The 21,508-nt window shown below is 43.8% G+C and carries 17 protein-coding genes and 2 pseudogenes; 5 read left to right on the forward strand and 14 right to left on the reverse strand.

The window, feature by feature from the left end; all coding sequences use genetic code 11:
* Nucleotides 1–154: 154 nt before the first annotated feature.
* Nucleotides 155–1,021 carry a MurR/RpiR family transcriptional regulator gene (locus ASL14_RS25055; protein ID WP_134914172.1) on the forward strand — a complete coding sequence of 289 codons (867 nt, stop codon included), beginning with the start codon at nucleotides 155–157 and terminating at the stop codon, nucleotides 1,019–1,021.
* 171 nt (nucleotides 1,022–1,192) lie between these two features.
* On the opposite strand, the gene ASL14_RS25060 is transcribed toward ASL14_RS25055, so the two are convergent.
* Nucleotides 1,193–2,320 (reverse strand): NAD(P)/FAD-dependent oxidoreductase, encoded by a 1,128-nt coding sequence (locus ASL14_RS25060; RefSeq protein WP_134914174.1) that lies wholly within the window; start codon nucleotides 2,318–2,320, stop codon nucleotides 1,193–1,195.
* A 117-nt stretch (nucleotides 2,321–2,437) separates the two neighbouring features.
* Between ASL14_RS25060 and ASL14_RS25065 the strand changes: the two are divergent.
* Nucleotides 2,438–2,623: pseudogene (locus ASL14_RS25065) on the forward strand (IS256 family transposase); the annotation flags it as partial.
* 148 nt (nucleotides 2,624–2,771) lie between these two features.
* Here ASL14_RS25065 and ASL14_RS25070 read toward each other — a convergent pair.
* Both ASL14_RS25070 and ASL14_RS25075 read right to left on the reverse strand, forming a co-directional pair.
* Complete coding sequence (locus tag ASL14_RS25070) at nucleotides 2,772–3,734, reverse strand: alpha/beta hydrolase (RefSeq protein ID WP_134914176.1); 963 nt, start codon at nucleotides 3,732–3,734, stop codon at nucleotides 2,772–2,774.
* Between the two features lie 41 nt (nucleotides 3,735–3,775).
* Nucleotides 3,776–4,798 carry a peptidoglycan DD-metalloendopeptidase family protein gene (locus tag ASL14_RS25075; protein ID WP_223264131.1) on the reverse strand — a complete coding sequence of 341 codons (1,023 nt, stop codon included), beginning with the start codon at nucleotides 4,796–4,798 and terminating at the stop codon, nucleotides 3,776–3,778.
* Between the two features lie 221 nt (nucleotides 4,799–5,019).
* Here ASL14_RS25075 and ASL14_RS25080 point away from each other — a divergent pair, with 221 nt between their 5' ends.
* Genes ASL14_RS25080 through ASL14_RS25090 form a run of 3 tightly spaced genes read left to right on the forward strand, consistent with a single transcriptional unit; the run spans nucleotide 5,020 to nucleotide 7,567 of the window.
* Complete coding sequence (locus tag ASL14_RS25080) at nucleotides 5,020–5,772, forward strand: response regulator transcription factor (protein ID WP_134914178.1); 753 nt, start codon at nucleotides 5,020–5,022, stop codon at nucleotides 5,770–5,772.
* The gene (locus ASL14_RS25085) at nucleotides 5,769–6,227 is read left to right on the forward strand and encodes a hypothetical protein (RefSeq protein WP_134914180.1); all 459 of its coding nucleotides are present in this window, start codon (nucleotides 5,769–5,771) and stop codon (nucleotides 6,225–6,227) included. The genes ASL14_RS25080 and ASL14_RS25085 overlap by 4 nt, the downstream gene beginning before the upstream one ends.
* Before the next feature lie 35 nt (nucleotides 6,228–6,262).
* Nucleotides 6,263–7,567 carry a sensor histidine kinase gene (locus tag ASL14_RS25090; RefSeq protein ID WP_134914182.1) on the forward strand — a complete coding sequence of 435 codons (1,305 nt, stop codon included), beginning with the start codon at nucleotides 6,263–6,265 and terminating at the stop codon, nucleotides 7,565–7,567.
* Nucleotides 7,568–7,669: 102 nt separating this feature from the next.
* Here ASL14_RS25090 and aguB read toward each other — a convergent pair whose 3' ends face one another.
* The 11 genes and pseudogenes from aguB to ASL14_RS25150 form a co-directional block, all read right to left on the reverse strand.
* Nucleotides 7,670–8,545 (reverse strand): N-carbamoylputrescine amidase, encoded by an 876-nt coding sequence (aguB, locus tag ASL14_RS25095; protein WP_134914184.1) that lies wholly within the window; start codon nucleotides 8,543–8,545, stop codon nucleotides 7,670–7,672.
* 30 nt (nucleotides 8,546–8,575) lie between these two features.
* Nucleotides 8,576–9,607 carry an agmatine deiminase family protein gene (locus tag ASL14_RS25100; RefSeq protein ID WP_134914186.1) on the reverse strand — a complete coding sequence of 344 codons (1,032 nt, stop codon included), beginning with the start codon at nucleotides 9,605–9,607 and terminating at the stop codon, nucleotides 8,576–8,578.
* Nucleotides 9,608–9,773: 166 nt separating this feature from the next.
* A complete protein-coding gene (yfcE, locus tag ASL14_RS25105) occupies nucleotides 9,774–10,325 on the reverse strand; it encodes a phosphodiesterase (protein WP_134914188.1) in 552 nt (183 codons plus the stop codon).
* Nucleotides 10,326–10,533: 208 nt separating this feature from the next.
* Nucleotides 10,534–10,914, reverse strand: coding sequence for a VOC family protein (locus ASL14_RS25110; RefSeq protein WP_134914199.1), 381 nt, complete (start codon nucleotides 10,912–10,914; stop codon nucleotides 10,534–10,536).
* 186 nt (nucleotides 10,915–11,100) lie between these two features.
* Nucleotides 11,101–12,516, reverse strand: coding sequence for a glycoside hydrolase family 1 protein (locus tag ASL14_RS25115; protein ID WP_134914201.1), 1,416 nt, complete (start codon nucleotides 12,514–12,516; stop codon nucleotides 11,101–11,103).
* A gap of 175 nt (nucleotides 12,517–12,691) precedes the next feature.
* On the reverse strand, nucleotides 12,692–13,447 hold the full coding sequence (gene treR, locus ASL14_RS25120; protein WP_134914203.1) for a trehalose operon repressor: 756 nt from the start codon (nucleotides 13,445–13,447) through the stop codon (nucleotides 12,692–12,694).
* A gap of 86 nt (nucleotides 13,448–13,533) precedes the next feature.
* On the reverse strand, nucleotides 13,534–15,486 hold the full coding sequence (gene treP / locus ASL14_RS25125) for a PTS system trehalose-specific EIIBC component (protein WP_134914205.1): 1,953 nt from the start codon (nucleotides 15,484–15,486) through the stop codon (nucleotides 13,534–13,536).
* Between the two features lie 96 nt (nucleotides 15,487–15,582).
* Nucleotides 15,583–17,310 carry an alpha,alpha-phosphotrehalase gene (treC, locus tag ASL14_RS25130; protein WP_134914635.1) on the reverse strand — a complete coding sequence of 576 codons (1,728 nt, stop codon included), beginning with the start codon at nucleotides 17,308–17,310 and terminating at the stop codon, nucleotides 15,583–15,585.
* A 346-nt stretch (nucleotides 17,311–17,656) separates the two neighbouring features.
* Nucleotides 17,657–19,108 (reverse strand): IS1182 family transposase, encoded by a 1,452-nt coding sequence (locus tag ASL14_RS25135; RefSeq protein ID WP_134910922.1) that lies wholly within the window; start codon nucleotides 19,106–19,108, stop codon nucleotides 17,657–17,659.
* Between the two features lie 576 nt (nucleotides 19,109–19,684).
* A pseudogene (locus ASL14_RS25145) lies at nucleotides 19,685–20,286 on the reverse strand (DUF1349 domain-containing protein).
* A 35-nt stretch (nucleotides 20,287–20,321) separates the two neighbouring features.
* Nucleotides 20,322–21,230 carry an ROK family protein gene (locus ASL14_RS25150; RefSeq protein WP_134914636.1) on the reverse strand — a complete coding sequence of 303 codons (909 nt, stop codon included), beginning with the start codon at nucleotides 21,228–21,230 and terminating at the stop codon, nucleotides 20,322–20,324.
* Nucleotides 21,231–21,508: the final 278 nt, after the last annotated feature.

The following is a 21,508-nucleotide window of genomic DNA, read 5'->3' on the forward strand; positions in this document are numbered from 1 at the left end:
TTATTATAGAAGAAGAACGTTGATCGTAAAGGATTTGCCGCCAAAATGGTACATTCAACCGATTATTTTTAAAAATGGTTGTTTATTTTTAAACAAAATGTTTATTTCATATTATTTATCGAACGTTATATTCAATTGAGTCGGGGTGAACCTGTTGAAAATACTGATGCAATTATCAGAAATGCAAAATTTTACACCAAACGAAAAAAGCATTGCTTCCTATATTTTGCTTCACAAGGAAAGCATCCTGCACCTAAATATTCAGGAGCTTGCAAAGGCTACGTATACTTCCCATTCCGCGATTAATCGATTAACGCATAAACTTGGGCTATCCGGCTTCAAGGATTTTATAATAAAACTTGCTCGTGAATTTCAGCAAAATACCCAGAACATTTCCAACGTGGACCCCAACTATCCATTCGGTCTTGATGAATCCCCACTTCAAGTGGCGAAAGAAATCGCAGAGTTAATGAAGGAAACGATCGAAAAAAACTTTGCATTCATGGATGATGACTTACTGTCGCAAACAGCCCGGTTGCTGGATCAAGCGAAAAGGATCTTTATATATGCGTTAGGAGATTCACAAATCCGAGCGAAAAGTTTTCAGAACAAATTGATTAAAATCAACAAATACGTAGTTATTGCCACGGAGCTGTACGAATGGGCTTACCATACGGCTAATCTTACGCCACAGGATTGTGCTATTTTTTTAACTTACCACGGGAAGTCGCCGATTTATTTAAAAGCAGCTCAGCATTTTACACATGAAAATATCCCTTTTATCACAATTACAGCAACTAATCAAAGTGAATTGGCAAAACTCAGTAATATCTGCATCCAGGTGCCTAATGACGAAGTAAAACATGCCAAGATTGGTACATTTTCGTCGCAAATTGCCTTTGATTACGTATTAAATGTGATTTACTCCTGTATCTATAAAATCGACTACTCGAAAAACATGCAAACCACAACACAATCGTTGAAGAATTTCTATATCAATGACATGATGAATGACGTATAGAATGAATAGCTAGGCATCCTCGGTGACTCCAGGCCATTAGTCAAACTTCTAATCGGCCATGAATACATGTTCTTGTCCCACCCTAAGGACAAGAACTTATATCGCTAAAACAAAAAAAGCCGCCAATATGGCGACTTCTTAAGCATATATGGTGTTGTCTGCAGGTAAGGATCAACTTTCATCTATTGCTTTTTGAATATCATAAGCATTGATATCGATATCCAAAGCCATTCCAAGTACCAACTTTGCCAACTGACTTCCAATATATGGACCCATAGTCAACCCGGATGCTCCAAGTCCGTTTGCCGCTATAAGGCCGTCCCACCCAGGAACAGCGCCTATCACCGGAAGAAAACCGGGTGTAAAAGGACGGAAACCAACTCTTACCTCCTGAAAATTGCTGTTTGCTAAACCAGGTGCCAATTCTAGACCTTTATTCAGAATTTCCTGCATCCCACCTGCTGTTACTCTCGTATCGTAACCTTCGATTTCATTTTCGTGAGTCGCCCCTATTACGATCTTCTGTTTATCAAAAGCCAGCAGATATTGATCAGAAGGCGGCATGATTACAGGCCAGGAGCCTGTGTCTTGCCTATTAGGAACCTGTAGATGCATGATTTGTGCTTTTTGAAAACTAACCTTAAAGTGAATGCCTAAAGGCTGCAGCAGTTGATTTGCCCATGCACCTGCACAAACAATGACTTCGTCAGACGAGAAGCTTTTTGCACCGACAGCTACTCCTGTTACATGGTCGGATTCATATTGAAGCACAGCATCCCCATGTACAAGGATGGCCCCGTTTCTTTGTGCTGATCGGAGCAACGCATCGCGCAGCGCACGACCATCTATACGGGCGGCACCACTAATATGAACAGAATGATAACCCTCTTCTAACAAAGGAAACCATTCATGGGTTTCTTTTTCATTTAGGCGGGTAATTTCACCAATTTCCGGTGCATCCGCTTGTCGTATGTGTGCCCGCTCTTCCATCTTTCTGATTTTCTCCAAATCATCATGGATACTAAGAGCACCCACTTGAGCATAGCCTGTTTCTGTTTCTCCCTCGCTTTTGAGTTCTTCAATCAGTCCAGGGTAAAAACGTGCACCAGCTTTTGCCAGCCGATACCAAGCCTGATTGCGTCGCTGTGATAGCCAGGGACAGATAATGCCAGCAGCGGCATCAGTAGCCTGTCCTTTATCTTTGCGGTCTACAATAATGACATTAGCACCCATTTTGGCTAACTGATAAGCTGTCGATGCCCCCAGAATCCCTGATCCAATTACGATGACCTTCTTCATGATTACATTCCTTTCCTAAATCACTGTATCCATTATAGCGGATACGGCATGAATGCATAATATTAACAATTTATTTCAATTGAGATAAACATGTTAGACGAACATCAACATCGGCTCCGCGAGCTTCGTAAAGTCACGAAGGGCAAGAGCATTTTCCCGACCGATGAAGCTCTGCTCAAGATGCTTTACCTGGGTACCATGGACGTCGTTCGCAAATGGACAAGTCGGGTTCAACACTGGGGACTAATGCTACTTCAATTGTCTATTTTCTTTCCAGACCGCGTAAGTCAGCACTTGCGATAAGGGGTATCCCCCCCCAACTGGAAATGTATCCCAAATGAGTTTACACAAAATTATTGACAGACCCTGAAAATATGATATTTCTGCTCTTCATATAAAAAGAGTCGAGTAATTCACAATATTCTGTGAATCGCTCGACTCTTAATATTTTTCATAGTGGAGGGGTCTTTTTCAGTTTCACTTCTTCCATAAAGCTTCTAAAGTCTTTAACGATTTCTTTGGATTGGGTATGGTGTAAATAATGCCCTCCTTCAAGCTCCACTACTTTTCCATGTACAGAATCTTTTATCTGTTCTTCATGTTTTGGTGTCCAGCCTTCAACCTCCGTATTATTTTTTTGTAAAAAGAATATAACAGGAAGATTTTTAGGGAATTTAAAGTTTTCAGCGGATTTAAAATTATTTTTTAAATTTTCTCCCTCGCTTATAATATTTGGATTCATCGCGTTCTTGAGAGAAATTATTCTAATTTGTTCTCTCGTTTCATCATCTACTTTAGGTGCAACAAGTTGGTCAGGATTTAGTTTCATTAGCAATCTGTTAAAACCTGAATTCTTAATCAGTTTATAGGCTTCTGTTGGAAACTCATCATCCGTGCCACCTTGCGTTGGAAAACTGCTATCAATCCCAACAAATGCACGGACTTCTTTTTCGTATTTGTTCACATATTCTAGTCCGTAAATGCCGGCAATGGAGTGACCCATCAGAGTGTATCGGTCAATATTTAGTTTTTGTAAACATTCATGAATTTCAGCTACAATATTTTCAACGGTTCGTTCTTTTTCGGTTACATCACTTAATCCATAACCAAAAGGCTCAATCACGACTACTTTGTAAAATGGAGTTAGCTGCTCCACAAGTGGCTTAAAATCTATACCTGGTGCTCCTGTTCCATAACCTGGTAGTAGTACGATCGTTTCTTTGCCCTTTCCTTGGATCAAAACATTCATATTTTTCCCATCTACTGGTACAAGCTGACCATAGGGCTCTATTTTTTCTTTCTCCAATTGGTTGCAGATAATATTAACTGTAAAAACAATGACTAGAAAAACTACTATTGCTGTAAGCATTATTCCTAGTGATTTAAGTATAAAGAAAAGCGTTTTTTTCATCATTTAATTCCTTCCCTAACGTTTCATTTAATTTGCCAAGCGGGTTACTCGACCTTTATCGTCTCGCCCTGTGCAGGAGCAATGTCATCCTTCCAATGAATGTTGATCGAACGAGACTTGAATAGATCCGCACCGTCTGACACCTGAAAATGAAGATGCGCTTCGCTAGAATTACCTGAATTACCAAGCAAACCAACTTCATCGCCGCTCTTCACCTTATCTCCTACCTTTACTTTAATGGAGCCGTTCTTCATGTGAGCCAGCACGCTATATTCCCCGCCATGATCAATGACAACCTCATTCCCCGCAGGTACCTTCTCGTTCATAACGCCGACAGGCTCGTTATCTGGAATATGATTTACGACTGATACCACGGTTCCACTTGCCGGAGCAAGAACAGGCTGGCCGAAGGCATAATAGCTTTCATTTTTCAGCCGATCGCCTTTATACGAATGGCCATCCTTGTTCTGTATAATGTCATAGGCGTATCGCTGACTTTCATATTCATAATGATAATTAACCAGTGCATTTGTTCCTCCCCATACAATAAACCAGTCCCCTTTTAAAGGCCAATCGTATTTGATTTTGGTCAGGATATGATCTGTTTGTGGGAAAGGAGAAAGTTGCTTGGCCTGAAGACCTGATATCTCTCCCTTTTCATCAAAAACAGTGGTCAGTCCCATTTTCCCGGAATCGCTTATCCATGTACGCTGATCGCTGCCATTGAATTGGATGACCGACGCCTGCTTAAACGACTTGACCCCTTTTAGAGAATCAGCAGCCATGCTTACAAAATCAGCTTCGCTGACCTGTTTTTTAAACTCATCACTAAAGTGGCCATACACCTCAGCATATTTGCCATCAAGAAGCTCTACCGGGATCTCCTCAGGCTTCAACGTTTGAGTCTTTGTGTTTGTTTTTTCAGTCTTTTCTTTCGGAATGTCTGTTGCCACTTCCGGATTTGCTCCTCCACATGCCGTGATCAGAGCAGCAAGCGCACCCATGACCCATATCATTTTGCTATAGTGGATGATTTCCATTCTGTGCTTTCTATTTGGTCTCTTCATTCCACACCCCGCAAGTATGTTTGTTCATAATATAGTATTTGTCTAACTCATTGTAACAAACCACTCTTAGGTCACGTGTAACCCTACTTTAACCGTGTCTTAACTCTTATCCATGACTACAGTCCACAATTAAGCTTTCGTTAAGACAACATCATAAGATCACGCTAAAGAAAGCATGATATGATGGTAGGAAAGATTACAGTGAAGAAAGGAACACAAGCATGAACCATGCGTCAATTTTACTTGTCGATGATGAGCACTCCATTCTTGAACTCTTGCTGACTGTACTCCGCAAGGAAGGCTACACGAATGTAGACACGGTCATGACAGGTGAAGCAGCGATTGCTGCCTGTGAAGAAAAAAAATATGATCTGATCCTATTAGATGTCCTTCTGCCTGGACGCAGCGGAATCGAAATTTGTCCGTTTCTCCGTCAAACGACGGATGCTCCCATCTTATTTCTTACGGCTCGGGAATCTGATTTTGATAAACTGACCGGTTTTGCCGTTGGTGGCGATGACTATATTACCAAGCCGTTTAATCCCTTGGAAGTTGTGGCACGTATACGCTCCCAGCTACGTCGTTACTTGGCAGCCAATCGTGCAATCAGACCATTTGGATCTGAGCAACCCACCAGTAGAATGAATGTTATTTATGATTACGGGCGTTTTCAGGTCGATGAAGCAGCGTGCGAGCTTCGCGTTGAGCAAAAGCTGGTAAGCTGTCCGGCGCTCGTCTTCCAATTACTGCTGTTCTTATGCAAAAACCCCAATCGTATCTTCAGCAAAAGCGAGCTATATGAATCGGTATGGGGCGAAGAAGCGCTGCGTGATGACAATACCGTCATGGTTCATATTCATCGCATCCGGGAAAGAATTGAGCCTGACCCCGCAAACCCGAGCTTTATCGTAAATGTTAGAGGATTGGGCTATAAGCTTGTACAAGCGGAAATAGGGAGCTCCCAGCGATCATGAACATCAAACGGAGGCTAACCATACGATTCGTGCTTCAACTGGCTACTGCCGGCGCATTCGTGCTTCTCATTGTTGCGGCTACGTTCTTTTGGGCTTTACAACGTGTTATTGATATCCGCATCTCCAGTGACTTTGCTTCTGTGGGATTAAATCAGCTTGTAGAGTCCTCCGAAATGGGCAAGGATGGCATTCATTTTGATCCCCAATTGCTAGAACAGGTCAAGAAAAATGGAGGATGGCTTCAAAGTCTTGATGAGAACGGCCAGGTGGAGCAGTCCTATAACACACCAAAAGATGTGCCGAAAAGCTATGCACCAGGCGAACTCGTCTCCTATTGGACAGGCGATCTTCCCTTCCCTTATGGGCTGTATCTGTGGGTACAAGAGAAGGATGGTCGTCCCTTCACTCTTCTCTATGGCGAGCCTAATCAGCTAGGCCCGTTATTAAAAAAATAAGAAGTCAGGGGATACTTTCCTCTAATGGATTACTGGTGCTGCCTACTGATGTTACCGACCGACTCAAACAGCTTGGTGGTTACGTTCAATTGCTGGATTCAAAAGGCTCTGAGCTTGCCTCCTACAATCGACCCGCATCTGTACCGACAGCCTATACCCTTTATGGACTTGCTCTTCGTAACATGTACAATGAAAGATACGGCTTCCATTTGGCATCCACTTATGATAAGGAAACAGGACATACCTGGGTCGTTAGTCTTCCTAATAGCAGTGGCTATGCCATCGGCAATAAATGGCTTCCGCCTGAGGAAGAAAGAATAATACTCATTGCCATGCTCGCCATGTTCACAGCTATTTTTGCATCCTTCCTGCTTCTCTCGTTATGGCAGGCGCATCGCTTTGGAGTTCCGTTGCTTCATATGCTCACCTGGCTCGACTCGCTTGGCAGGGCTGTATATCAGGAACCTGTGGATCATAGAGGCATTCACCGCAGCCGAATGCGTTCAGGAAAATGGAAGCGTCGTTACCGCATTTTTGTCGATGTGATGCATTCGATTGATAAGCTATCAGGTACTCTGCAGAGAGATCAGGCACTGCGTCAGCAAACCGAAAGCCTGAGAGAAGAATGGATTGCCGGGATAACCCATGATCTGAAAACACCGCTCGTTTCAATTAAAGGCTATGCGCACCTGCTGGCTGAACCTCAATATGATTGGACGGTGGCGGAGGTTCGTCAATTTTCCAGCACAATGCTGGAGAAATCTGCACATATGGAGATGCTGATTAATGATCTTGCGATGACTTATCGGTTAAAAAGCGGCGCCCGTCCGCCAGAATCCGAGGAGATTGAACTCAATAGCTGGCTAGAGGACGCATTAAAGCAAGCGGCTGCCGACCCTTTTTATAAAAAAGAAGCCATTTTGTTTCAGGCCGCTCCTTTTGACGTAACCATTAGGCTGTATACTCCTTGGCTGGAAAGAATCATTAACAATTTGGTAGCCAATGCTCTGCTGCATAATCCGCCGGATACGGTACTTATCGTCTCGGTTATACCGGGCGAAGGTGGCAAAGGACTCACCATTCAGTTCGCTGATAATGGCACGGGAATGGATGAAAATACAGTAAACCGATTGTTTGAGCGTTACTACCGGGGAACCGCTACCTCTGCGGCGGTGAATGGAACAGGACTTGGCATGGCTATATCCAAAGGGCTGATCGAAGCCATGGGTGGTAAAATTACGGTGGAAACAACTTTGGGGAATGGCACGGTCATTCGCCTTATTTGGGAAGAAGCTGTTGCTGGAAACGGAATAGAAAAGGACATTAATGAAAACTTGTGATCACAAACTAAAAATCCCCTTCCCGAAAAGCGAGGCGAATCCGAATGAGGGAAACGCCTTGGCTTGCCGGCAAGGGAAACTTTGTCTGTGTCCGTATAAAGATTATACTTTTAAATCACCGTCATAGGTAGCAATCGTTTTGTATAGCTCCGGGCGGCGGTCACGGAAAATACCCCATTCAATCCGCCCCACTTCCAGCTCGTCCAGATCAAATTCAGCAGTAAGCACTTCCTGATCGGTACGACCAGCTTCTGCAATCTTGTTACCCTGTGGCCCGGCAATAAAGGATGAGCCGTAGAACGTGATACTGGAGTCCTCATCTGTCTCCATTCCAATGCGGTTGGAAGCAATAACTGGCATCAGATTGGAAGCAGCATGACCGAGCATGCAGGTCTGCCAGTGATCCTTGGAGTCAATGGAAGAATCCTGCGGTTCCGAACCAATCGCTGTTGGATAGAACAATATTTCTGCACCCATCAGCGCCATACAACGGGCAGCTTCGGGATACCATTGATCCCAACAAACGCCTATTCCAATTTTAGCATATCGTGTATTCCATACTTTAAAGCCGGTATCACCTGGATTAAAATAGAACTTTTCCTCATAACCGGGACCGTCCGGGATATGGCTCTTGCGGTATTTACCCAACACTTCACCGTCTGCATCAATTACAGCAAGACTGTTGTAGCGGGCGTAATTTTTTTTCTCATAAAAACTGATTGGCAGCACAACCTGCAATTCTTTGGCAATCTTCTTAAAATGGTTAACCGCCTTGTTATGCTCCAGCTCGGTTGCATATGCAAAATAATCGGACTTTTCCTTCTGGCAGAAGTACGGAGTCTCGAACAATTCTTGCAATAAAATAATCTGTGCACCTTGTGCAGCCGCTTCACGCACCAGCTTCTCAGCTTTGCTTATGTTTTCATCAATGTTGGTAGAGCAGCTCATTTGGGTTGCCGCTACTTTTACTTTTCTCACGTCAGTCCTCCTCTTGGATATTTATATCATTTATTGATTCACAGCAGGCATCTGCTGGGTAGTGCAGTGTACGTTACCGCCTTCACGGATAACCGCCATGCCGTCCACGGTACGAATGGTACGGTCTGGAAATACATTTGCCAGCACCTGCTCGGCTGCGCGGTCGCTTTCAGCCGCAGTGCCGCCAAACACTGGCAAAATGATGCCGCCGTTCACAAAATAGAAGTTGATATAGCTCAGCGTCAACCGGCTGTCTTCATAATCCACGCGCGGCGGTTGCCCGATTTGGATCACTTCCAGCTTGCGGCCTTTTGCATCCGTTGCCTGCTCCAGAATACGCAGGTTTTCCTGTGTGATTTCGTAATTTTCATCCCCAGGATCATCGCATACTTGCATAATGACCTTACCGGGAGCAGCAAAGCAAGCAATATTGTCTACATGCCCATCCGTTTCGTCACCACTAAGTCCACGTTTCAGCCAGATAATCTTCTCAACGCCTGTATATTCGCACACATACCGTTCGATTTCTTCCCTGCTTAATTCCGGGTTGCGGTTCGGATTCAGCAAACACTCTTCTGTTGTAATTAAAGTGCCTTCACCGTCTACATGCAGTGAGCCACCTTCCATCACAAGCGGCGCATCAAACCTCGGTAATCCAAGCTTGTCCAAAATTTGCGGCGCTACCTGATCATCCAGGTCCCACGGAGCGTATTTGCCGCCCCAGGCATTAAACTTCCAGTTCACACCTGCCAACTGTCCATGCTCATTCGTTAGAAAAGTAGGACCGTTGTCGCGCAGCCACGCATCGCTATGCTCTATTGGAAGCAGCTCCACCCGTTCCCCGAGCTCAAGCGCCTGGACGCTCTCCAGATCATCTGGATTTACGACCACGGTAACTGGTTCAAACTCAGCCATGGCACGTACAATTCCAGCGTAGCCCTTGCATACATCGGCATGCATATCCGGGTAAACCATGGAAGACTGTACAGGCCAGGAAATATACGTACGTTCATGCGGCGCCCATTCAGGCGGCATCTTATAATGTGAATCCTTAATTTGCATGTATTGAAGCTCTCTTTCTTCATCATAATGTTGAGTCTTATCTGTAGCTGAAAAACGTTGTCTAATAACCGACGGACAGACTCCGTTCCTATCATACAATAATATGATCTTTGTCTCAATCAGATCGGAAAAGTTTTGAACGGATTCCATTCAAGTTAAAAATGAATTACATTGAAAATGTGATCGTTTTTATCGTGTCGCCATCAAAACCCTTAACCGTGAATTGCGCTCCCTCCAGTATGCCGTAGGATGGAGGATAGTTTTCCTTTGGCAGCGCTATCGAACCGGGGTTCAGCACAAAGATACCCTTTTCCACATCCGCTACCGGAATATGGGTATGTCCCTGAATGAACACATCCCCTGTTTCCAGTGGTGGCAAGTTCCCCATGCTAAAGCCATGTCCGTGCGTGACATAGATACGCCGACCTTCATGGTACAATAAAGCATAATCGCCCATCATCGGGAACTCCAGCAGCATCTGATCCACTTCTGCATCGCAATTACCGCGTACAGCTACTGCAATATGGGACTTGTACTGATTCAGTATAGCCGCCACCTCCGCCGGATTATACCCTTCCGGTAGCCGATTACGCGGTCCATGGTACATATAATCCCCGAGCAGGACAAGGCGGTCCGCTTTTTCCTCCCTGAACTTTTCCAGTGCCAGTTGTAACCAGTGTAGCGAGCCGTGAATATCAGATATACACATCAGTTTCATGATTGTTCTTTCCTTTCTGAATAGGTCATTATAATTTAGAAAATATTCCTCTTAAGTCCATTATTACATTATTCCCTGAACAAATCTGTGCAAAAATGGGTTTCTTCTCGTTTTGAATGAGCTGTAGTTTTATTGTTAATTCCCATCTGCCGTGATTTTTCGGATTAACTTGCAAGGGTTTCCTGCAGCAATAGAGCTGGAAAACTATTTACATTGTAATTTCTATCAAGTTGCCTTCTGGATCTTTAATTACGCTTTCATAATAGCCGTCACCTGTCAATCTTGGCTGGCCCACTACTTCATATCCTGCATGCATGAGCCGTTCTGTCTTTTCATTCACCAGTGCCTTACTTCCAACGGAAAATGCAACATGAGCCCAGCCAGTAATATTTATCTGTGGTGAATGCTCTATTCCCGTTTTACGCATAACCTCTAACCTGGCTCCATCCTCAAAGGTGATAAAATAGGACTCAAATCCCTTTGTAGCATTATAATATTTATCATTAGATTTTCCATCAAAATATTGTTCATAAAAGCTCTTCATTTTCTCTAAGTCTCTAACCCAGATCGCTACATGCTCAATCTTCATTATTTTCCTCCATCTGCATTAATTTATAGGCTCAATTTTTCCAAGACATTTTCAAACGGACTTAGCTTGACAATCGGTTGCTAATACCTAAAAAATTAGCGACCGCTTCCCCGTAAAAGAGCAGAAGCGGTCGCTACATAAAGCCTTCATTGTTATTTAAAACAAAATCACTGGTTTATTTATAAATTAACGTTTAAGGCTTTGGCCATTCGTGGCAATAACCTCTTTGTACCAGTGGAACGATTTTTTCCGGTATCTTTCAAGTGTGCCGCTACCGTCATCATGACGATCTACATAAATGTAACCATAGCGTTTTTTAAGCTGTGCGGTCGATGCACTGACAACGTCGATGCAACCCCAAGACGTATAGCCCATAACTTCTACTCCGTCGTCAATGGCTTCCCCAACTTGAACCAGATGATCATTCAGATAGTTAATCCGGTAGTCATCTTCAACGGTTTTCTCGCCTTGTTCGTTGGTGATAAGTTCGTCAACGGCGCCCAAACCATTTTCCACAATGAATAATGGTTTTTGGAAACGGTCATAGAACGTGTTCAGCACATAACGCAATCCTTGAGGATCGATTTGCCAGCCCCACTCGCTTGCCTCAAGATGCGGATTGCTGACACCACCGAGGATGTTGCCTTCACCTTTAGTTTTTTTAGCTTCGTCAGCCGTCTCACAAGTACTCATGTAATAACTGAACGAGATAAAGTCAACCGTATGCTTCAAATCTTCTGCATCGCCTGGTTCAAAGTGAATAGAGATTCCGTTTTCTCTAAAGAAACGTTTCATGTAGCCTGGGTATTGACCTCTGGCATGAATATCAGCAAACGCCATATTTCTGTGGTCAAATTCCATCGCAGCAATCACATCGTCCGGATTAGGTGTCAACGGATAAGTAGGCATACTCAGCACCATACAGCCGATTTTGAAATCCGGGTTAATCTGATGACCGATTTTTACCGCTCTTGCACTTGCTACAAGCTCATGGTGAATGGCTTGATAAAGGTCTTGTTCACTAAGCTGATCTTTAGGTGTGCTAATGCCTCCGCTCATGAATGGAGCTTCCAGAATGGAGTTGATTTCATTGAAAGTCAACCAGTATTTCACTTTATTTTTGTAGCGGTTAAATACCGTTGTAGCATAACGCTCATAAAAATCAACAAGCTTGCGGTTCACCCAACCATCGTATTCTCTGGACAGATGTAAAGGTGTTTCATAGTGAGATAATGTAACGAGTGGTTCAATTCCATATTTGTGAAGTTCATCAAACAAATCATCATAAAATTGCAAGCCTTGTTCGTTCGGTTCCAGTTCGTCGCCTTTAGGAAAAATCCGTGACCAAGCGATGGAAGTCCGGAACACTTTGAAACCCATTTCTGCAAAAAGTTTAATGTCTTCTTTATATTTGTGATAGAAATCAATACCGATCAACTTCATATTATCTTCTGTTGGCACATCCGTAACGGGTCCCCAACCACCACGAGGGGTTACATCCTGAATAGACCAGCCTTTTCCATCTTCTTGATAAGCGCCTTCGAGCTGGTTAGCAGCAACTGCTCCGCCCCACAGGAAATCTTTTGGAAACTGTGTACTCATATTCTCTCCGCCTTTACTATTGTGTTATAAAATACTTCTATATCAATACTAAGTTTTGTAACGCGTTTCATGTCAAGTATTTTTTTATATTATTCTTTTTCCCCGTTCATGAAGGTTTATCCGTTTTAATGTGCATTTTTCGAGTTCAACTTATACAGAAAAGAAACCCTCGTCTCTAAAGAGAGGGTTTCTCACTCGTTTTTTTCTCTTCCCCGTGGACACGTCGGGCAAAGTTGACAAATTGGAATTTATCCAGCCTATGCCGTGACTCGGTGTACTGGAACAAGGTAGTGTCTTCCAAATAAACATAATTACGCACTACTACCACATGAATATAGCCTTTGAGATCCATCAGCTTATGATCCTCTTCACTTGCATCTTCTACAGAGACTACTTTTTTGGCATAACTGATTTGAAGGTGAAGCTCATTCTCCAGATATTCATAAATGGATCCGCTGCTAATCTCCTTGGTAAGTACAGGCACGATGTCTGATCGAAAATAGTCTTTATCCAGAATTACGGATTCGTCCTCAATCATACGCGCGCGAATCACTTCCCAGACAAGATGCCTATGCTTGTCAAGCTCAAGATGACCGGCTATTTCTTCTGAAACCGGAATCAGGCGATTCTCATGTACAATCGTACGTGATTTACGCCCGATGCGCTCGGACATCTCTTTGAAGCTGACCAATCCGCCAACTGGAAAATCCATACGCCCAATATCCAGTACAAAGGAACCTTTAGCTTTTATTTTATGGATATACCCATTTTGCGCAAGCAAGTGAAGTGCCTTACGTACAGTCTCACGGGAAGTATTATATTCCCTGGCCAATTCATTCTCAGAGAGTATCTTTGTGCCTGGGGCCAATTCACCTGCCCGGATTCGTTCCACATAATCCTGATAAATTTGCAGAAATATATTCGTTGTCAATTTTCATCACCACGTTTATTGTAGCATTCTTTCACTTTGGCGACCTGTATGCTTTTAAAGTTTGTGATTAATCCTTGTCAAACAGATCAAGACTTGAAGTGAATTCTCATCGAGATATATTGCAAATCATTCGCCTCGCCTGGCAATTCTTCAATCGATTCAATCATTTCTTGACCATCCGGAACGATTACAGGTGTAATAACCGGATATCCGGATTTTTGGATCAGATCACGGTCGAATTCCATCAGCAATTGTCCTTGCTCGACGGTTTGGCCTGTCTCCACGTGCATAGTGAATCCTTCTCCCTTTAGGGATACAGTGTTAACGCCCACATGCACCAGAATCTGTACACCTGTCGCATGCTCCAAAATCAGGGCATGCTTGCTTTTCGTCATAATATGGATGACTTGGCCGCTGAAAGGAGCAAAAATCCGACCTTCTTCCGGTTCGACCGCAATGCCTTGTCCCATCTGACGCTCGGCAAAGGCCGGATCAGGAACCTGTTCCAGAGGCACGATGCGACCCTGCACCGGAGTCATAACTTCAAGCACATCGAGTGCAGAGGTCTTGTGGTTAGTGCTTTTTGGTGCGGAAGCATTTGCCGTCTTGGCAGGCGGGTTATTTTGCTGGCGCTTATTTAGTAATTTGCCATACGCTAAAGTTAAGCTGAACGGCAGAATTAACACGATCGCCATTCCAATGAAGAATACGCCCCAGTTCATAGGGAAAATAGACAGGAAACCTGGAATCCCCCCAACACCGATTGAAGAAGCCATGACATGATTCACCGTTAGCAATACACCCGCAATACCGGAACCGATCATTCCGAACACAAATGGATATTTATAACGGATATTCACCCCAAAGATTGCCGGTTCCGTGACACCCAGAAAAGCAGACACGGATGAGGTAAAGGCTAGCCCTTTGCCCTTCTGATCCTTTAATACCAGCATCATAGCCAGTGCACCAGCACCCTGAGCAATATTAGAAAGCGCCAGCATCGGCCATAGGAAGGTACCGCCCTGTGTTCCAATTAATTGTACGTCTACGGCCAAGAAAGTATGGTGCATTCCCGTAATGACGAGCAGCGCGTAAAGACCTCCATAAATCAGCCCTCCCAGCGCAGGAGCCAGAGCGAAAACGTATACAAGACCGCTCGTAATCGCATTACCGATCATAAAAGTAACCGGTCCGATAACCGTAAATGCAAGAAATCCCGTAATTAATAATGTAATCGGTGCGACTAATAACAGCTTAAATGAATCGGCTATTCTTTTGTTCAAGAATTTTTCAATTTGTGCCAACACGTAAGCGGATACGAGAACCGGCAGAACCTGGCCTTGATAACCGATTTTGTTCACTTCCCAGCCGAACAGATTCCATACTGGAACCGTTCCCTTCGTAACTGCATCTGCATAACTGTAAGCACTGAGCAAGTCTGGATGAACCAAAATCAGGCCAAGTACTATCCCGAGTAACGGGCTACCACCAAACCGTATAACTGCCGACCATCCGATCAAGGCAGGCAGGAACGTAAAGGCGGTACTGGCGATCGTATTAATAATAGCAGCAAAATCAGTCCATTGTGGATAGACCTGAACCAGAGACATTCCCTCGAAGAAAATCCCCTGGCCTGTCAAAATATTATTAATTCCAAGCAGTAAGCCTGCGGTCACAATGGCGGGCAGTATAGGGATAAAAATATCTGCCAGTGTCTTGATGGCACGCTGAATCGGATTCTGTTTCTTGCTGGCCGCATTTTTAACATCATCTTTGGAAGCCCGGTTGCCGCCTGTAATTGCAATCATTTCATCATACACCTTATCAACCAGACCTGGCCCAATGACGACCTGATACTGTCCTTGTGAGGAAAATTGGCCTTTGACCAAATCATTTTGATCCAATGCATCTTTATCGACCAGCTTGTCGTCATAGAGGGCGAACCTCAGACGGGTTACACAATGGGTAGCAGCCTCAATATTATCTTTGCCGCCAACGGCTTCTATAATTCGTTCCACCTGTGCTCTTTCAATCGGCATTTAACTCACTCCCTTAATTTTAATGAAGTAGCAGACCCGGTCGCCATGACAGTAAGGAACCCGGGGCTATTGGTTGAGGCCACACTATAACTGCGTCTAACGAAGGAGCCACATATAGGAAGCATATGGGGACAATGTGATAGACTGCTTTAATTCCGGCACTTGCTCGGTATTACCAATTAACAGTTCCGCTGAAGCCAATACCTGAGCTTGTAGTTGTGAGTAAAATGAATCAGGTAAATCGAATTCAGCCTCCTGCCCGCTAAAATTAGAGATGACGATCAGAGTCTCCTTTTCATTGCTGCGTTGGTAGGCATATATCTGAGGATGGGCTTCATCCAGTCGTTGATAATTTCCATCGGTAATGACTTGCACCGTCTTGCGCAGTCTGATCAGCTTTTGGTAATGATGGTAGATGGAGTTCGGATCCTTTAACTGGGCCTGCACATTAATTTGTGGATAACGCTCATCTACCTTGATCCAAGGAGTACCTGAAGTGAACCCCGCATTTGGACTATCATCCCATTGCATCGGCGTCCTCGAATTATCACGGGATCGCTCCCGGATCATATTTAATGCTTCTTCAGCACTCTTACCCTGTTCTTGCAGAATACGATACATATTTAGAGATTCCACATCTCGAAATTCTTGGATTTCTGACCACTTCGGATTGGCCATACCAATCTCTTCGCCTTGGAATATATAGGGTGTTCCTTGAAGTCCGTGTAGTGTGGTCGCCAGCAGCTTAGCGCTTTCGGCATGGTATACGCCATCATCCAGAAAACGGGAGATCGCTCGTGGCTGATCATGGTTGTTAAAGAATAATGCACTCCAGCCGCCACCCTGTTGCATGCCCATTTGCCATTCCGAGAATAGGCTTTTCAGCATTTCAAAATCATAGGGCATCAGTTCCCACTTTTGACCCTTCGGATAATCTACTTTCAAATGATGAAAATTGAAGGTCATGGACAATTCTTTTTTCTCTGGATTGGAGTAACGGATGCAGTGCTCCAGCGACGTAGAGGACATCTCACCCACAGTCACGTTATTATACTTTTGAAATACTTTTTCATATAATTCGTGAATGTACTCATGTACGCGCGGACCGTCCGTATAGTACTTGCGTCCGTCGCCAGGAGAAGTGCTGCGATCATCACTCAGGAATCGCTGATCTTTGGAAATTAAATTAATCACATCCAGCCGAAATCCGCTGACTCCCTTTTCAGTCCAAAACTCCAGCAGTTTTACGACTTCCTGACGTACTTTCGGATTTTCCCAGTTTAGATCTGCCTGAGTTTTGTCAAACAGGGTTAGAAAATATTGATCTGTTGTTTGATCATACTGCCAAGCAGGTCCACCGAATTTAGACTTCCAGTTGTTAGGGGGCCCACCATTGGGTGCAGGATCACGCCAAATGTAATAGTCCCTGTATGCATTATCCCTTGATTGTCGTGCCTCCTGAAACCAGACATGTTCTGTCGAAGAATGATTTACTACAATATCTATCATCAGACGCATTCCACGCGCCTGGATCTCCTGACTCAATTCCTCGAAGTCCTTCATAGTCCCAAAATCGGGGTTGATCCTGCAATAATCGGCTACATCATACCCGTTATCACGCTGCGGGGAGACATAAACCGGCTGTAACCAGATAATATCAACACCCAGTTCATATAAATAATCCAGCTTTTGCGTTAATCCTCGTATATCACCTGTTCCATTACCTGTAGTATCATTAAAGCTTTTGGGATAAACCTGATAGACCACCGATTTGCGCCACCAGTCCTTATCTTGGTGAACCAAGCCTTTGCTTGTCGTTTGCATCATACTCATTCCTTTCTCTCTAAATTAAATATTACAAGCACAAAGTACAGCGCTTTCAATCATTAATGTATATACAGGATTATAACATGTATATACAAGTTGTCAACGAACTTTAAATCTTTTCACATCGATCTGAGCAGCGACTAGTAAACACCTATGGATGGCAGTGGTCTGTGGAGATTAAACGATATTAAAAAAAGGAACTCCAGCTAAGGGAGGCCACTGAAAAACATGGTTCTTACAGATAGCTGAAAGAGAATCCATTAAAAAGACGACATTCATTCCTTTGTTTTTGAATGAGATGTCGTCTTTTTTTGCTTCCTCATGTCTACGAGTGCTCCTCTTTTTAGCTCATCAACTTCAAGATCCGCTTCAGATTCACCGCGAAAATCGCCATCGCTCCTTGCATTTCCATGCCAATCAGACCCGAGGAGGATGCCACATCATACCCGTGTCTGTGCTTGAGTTCACTGTTCTTGGCTTCAATTTTGTATCGCTCTTTGGCCTTGGTCTTAAAGACCTCACTCTCCTGAAATACGGCTTGAGCCAGATGTTCGTCGCTTTTTATACTTACAGAATACGTCTTGCTTTTTGCCCCGTCCTTGTAGCAGCCTTCCCGAAGAAGGCATCGCTTGCATGTTTCTACGTCAAAGTAATAGGTGTCGGTTTGGTTTTCTCCTCGGCCTTTTTTCCCCTGCCGCGCCCGGCGAGTTGCCAGATGACCAGCCTTGCACACATACATCCCTGCATCTTTATTGAACTCAAATTCGTCTTCCTTCTTTCGGTTTCCCTGAGTAATCAAAGGATGTAGTTTTGCGACCAGTTGGATGTTTTCTTGTGCACTGTAGGCGAGGTTATCTTTTTCTGAATAGGCTGCATCTCCAATCACCGTTTCCACTTTCATTCCTACCGCCTTACTTTTTTCAATCAAGGTTTGGAGTTGCTTGCCGTCGTGTTTTTCCCCGGTGGTAATTGTTGCCGCTGTTATGATTCGCTCTTCACTCATAGCGATGTGGGTTTTGTAACCAAAAAACGAGAAGTCCACACTTTTGTGACCCCTTTTGGCATCGGGATCCGCAGACGTTTGCAGATGCTCCACATCGTCGGTGACGGTTTCTTTCAATAAATTCAACGGTTCTGTAACCTTCGGCAGTCCGGTAAATCGCCCATCCTGTTCAATCACAGCGACCAGTTGCTGGCTATACTGGATTTCATCTTCTAGGACATCCGTGGCGGGTTTGGCGGGAAACTTACTTTTCATGGATTCATCCAGCGTGTAGATGGCCTTTCTGAGACGCTTGGAACGTTCCCGTAGCACGGCTTGCGGTGTTTTTTCAGTGTAGCGGGCTTGGGTATGAGTTGCGTCCACAATAATAGATTTACTGTGAATAACGCCTTTTTCGATGGCGATTTCCACCGTTTTGCCGATGAGCAAATCTAACAACTTCATACCTTTGAGCCGTAATTTGCGAAACTTGGTGAGTAGACTGGGATCAATGACAGCTTCTTCTGGAGCCATATGCAGAAAAAACTTGAATGACAAATCCGTTTTTGAGCGCTCAACCAGGTCGATGTCAGACAAGTCAAAGATGGACTTGAGTAGCAAATATTTAAACATCCGAACCGGATCTACAGCTGTACGTCCGTTGTCATGACAATAGTTGTCATGCAGTTCCTCATACACAAAGCTAAAGTCCACCAGTTCGTCCATTCTCCGCAACATATGATCTTTGGGGATGAGTACATCGTAAAGTGCTGTATACGGACTCAACAAAAAGCTCTGCTGTTTCGGGAGCACAGGGATCACCAACCTTGGATAAGATACTTCAATTATACCGAAAAAAAGAGACAGACTCTTCAAAAAATGAGGAACTGTCTCTTTTGGTGAGCTGGGAGACTTTTTCAGTGGCCTCCAGCTAAGGAGCTCCTTTTTTGTGATTCTAAAAAAACTGCCTCAAGAGTTATATTCACCTCTTAAGGGAATTCCTTCTACAATTGATGCGTTTCGAAATCGCCTCGTCGTCTTGCCAATGCTCAATCGTAACTGATAATTCCCTTTTCAAGACGAGAATTCTTGATTATTTCATTGATCTCTACAAATATTCCTTCTCTTTTTCAGGCTTCACGCTGATAAATACATTTAATACGATCATCTCTCGCTGATTTAACGTAATACGATCTGAAAGGGGAAAACACCTCACCATACAAATCTTGATGCAAGCAGTTATAGCCTCCCGCCTTTAAAATATAGTAGTGATTGGACATGTTAATTTTTGATGTAATCCTGTTATACAAGTAACAACCTGTTTCCGCTACAATATTTGGAAACGGGTTGTTACTCCGTACACTCTGGCCAGATTGCCAATGACTATTTTTACATGGGCGGGTCTGTATGAATATCGTTGTCCGGTTCAGTGCTTATCCAACGCGTAAAGGTAACTTGAAAACCGGCCCGGGTCGGCGCGCATATAAAAGGACCAGCCTGTTGCCCGGATTCGTAAGGAAAACGTGCCACACGCACGGTGCGCCAGCCATGATGATCTGTTCGCGCTCTAATAACCACAGCATCCTGAATTCGGGAAGCGCGAATCGTGACATGATCTCCTACCCATTCAGGTACAGGAGATAATGACCAATCGGAATAGTCGTCTGTGACAACGACAGCCAGTTGAGGAATTCCATCATTTAATTCAATGCCAGCTTTAATCCACTTTCCTGGTCCTTGATACAGCATGATTCCTGCCTGATCATAAAGCTCAGTAAATGAGCCTAACTGAAACGTGACTTCTATAGCAGAATCCCTCTCCCATGCTGCAAGCAGAGAATGTCCACTACTGCGTTCGAATCCATATAAGGTTTTTCCCAATAATCGCTTCCTTCGCTGGCTTCAACTTGGAGGAACTGGCCTTCTTGCAAGGATAACACAGGAGGGTTAGTCCAGATTCCTGCGTTCCATGAAATTGCTTTTTGAGTCATTGATCTCATCCTCTCTTGCTTAATGGAGCAATACCCTATTTTCTTTTTTCCACCAATTGCAAATTGTACGTCAGACTTTCGAGGGTCACCGAAATCAACCCGTTCATGTATTCGTCATTCGTATCACTTTTCACAAAAATCTCTGGCATATGTTCTTGGGGTATATCTTTTAGACAACCGTTATAAATATCGTCCAACAGAGTGGGCTTGGATAATTCTCCAGTCAAAGCGATAGATACAGGATCAATAATAGCAATAATGGAAGTTATCGTTTTGACAGCCAAAGGAACGAACCCCTGAGTATTTTTGCTCTGCTTTAGTTGTTCTTCCCTTGTCATATCAAAGGGCAAAAAAGAAACTTCTCCCGCAAATTTGGTATTTCCTTTTAACAGGTGTCCGTCGACAATAAACCCCGCTCCCGAGAAATTATCCTTGGGAAAATTAACAATCGCGAAGGATTTGTCTTCATCATAATTTTGCATTTTATAAAATCCGTAAACTGTTAGATGCATATCATTTTCAATAGTGATTTCCAGTTCGTATTTGTTGTAAAGCAGCGGGCCCAGAGGAATTCCTATGAGCGGGTCGATATCACACACACCGATAACCCCTTGATGTACAACCCCGGGAATACCAATGCCAACCGCTTTGACATTTCCATAGATGCTAATGAGCTCTCCAATTTGTTTCTCTATGACCTCATAATCAATATAAGGCACAATCGAGGTCTTCTCTACAATGACGTCGCCCAGCAAATTGGATACCGCATAAGTAAGAGAATCCAATCCGCCTTCCGTTTTCACATTTAAACAGAGAATATAGGAATAATCGGCGTTATATTTGTACCGCATTGCCGGGCGTCCACCGTTGGATTCCTCCAGCTCTGTCTCTAACACTTCCCCGGTTTGAAGAAGCTCCTTCAGAATATTGCCGCAAGTTGCCACACTGAGTCCAGTTATACTCGCTATGGACGACTTGGTGGCATATTCAAGAGACTTCAGTGTGTTTTTGACTAACTCCACATTAATTTGTTTGACTCGGATTGCATTATTGGAGACTGGCAGTATTTGAATCCTCTCCTTTTACGACACTTATTAAAAGCATTACAATATGCTGTAATATAACGCTCTGTCTACAAAAAGTCAATTCGTAGCCTTCCATGGATTCGGAGTAGCAACGGGTTCAAGAATATTCCTCCCTCCGTACTCATGTAAATTCAGCG

Origin of the sequence: Paenibacillus sp. IHB B 3084 (genome assembly GCF_001447315.1) — a bacterium.
Taxonomy (GTDB): Bacteria; Bacillota; Bacilli; order Paenibacillales; family Paenibacillaceae; genus Paenibacillus.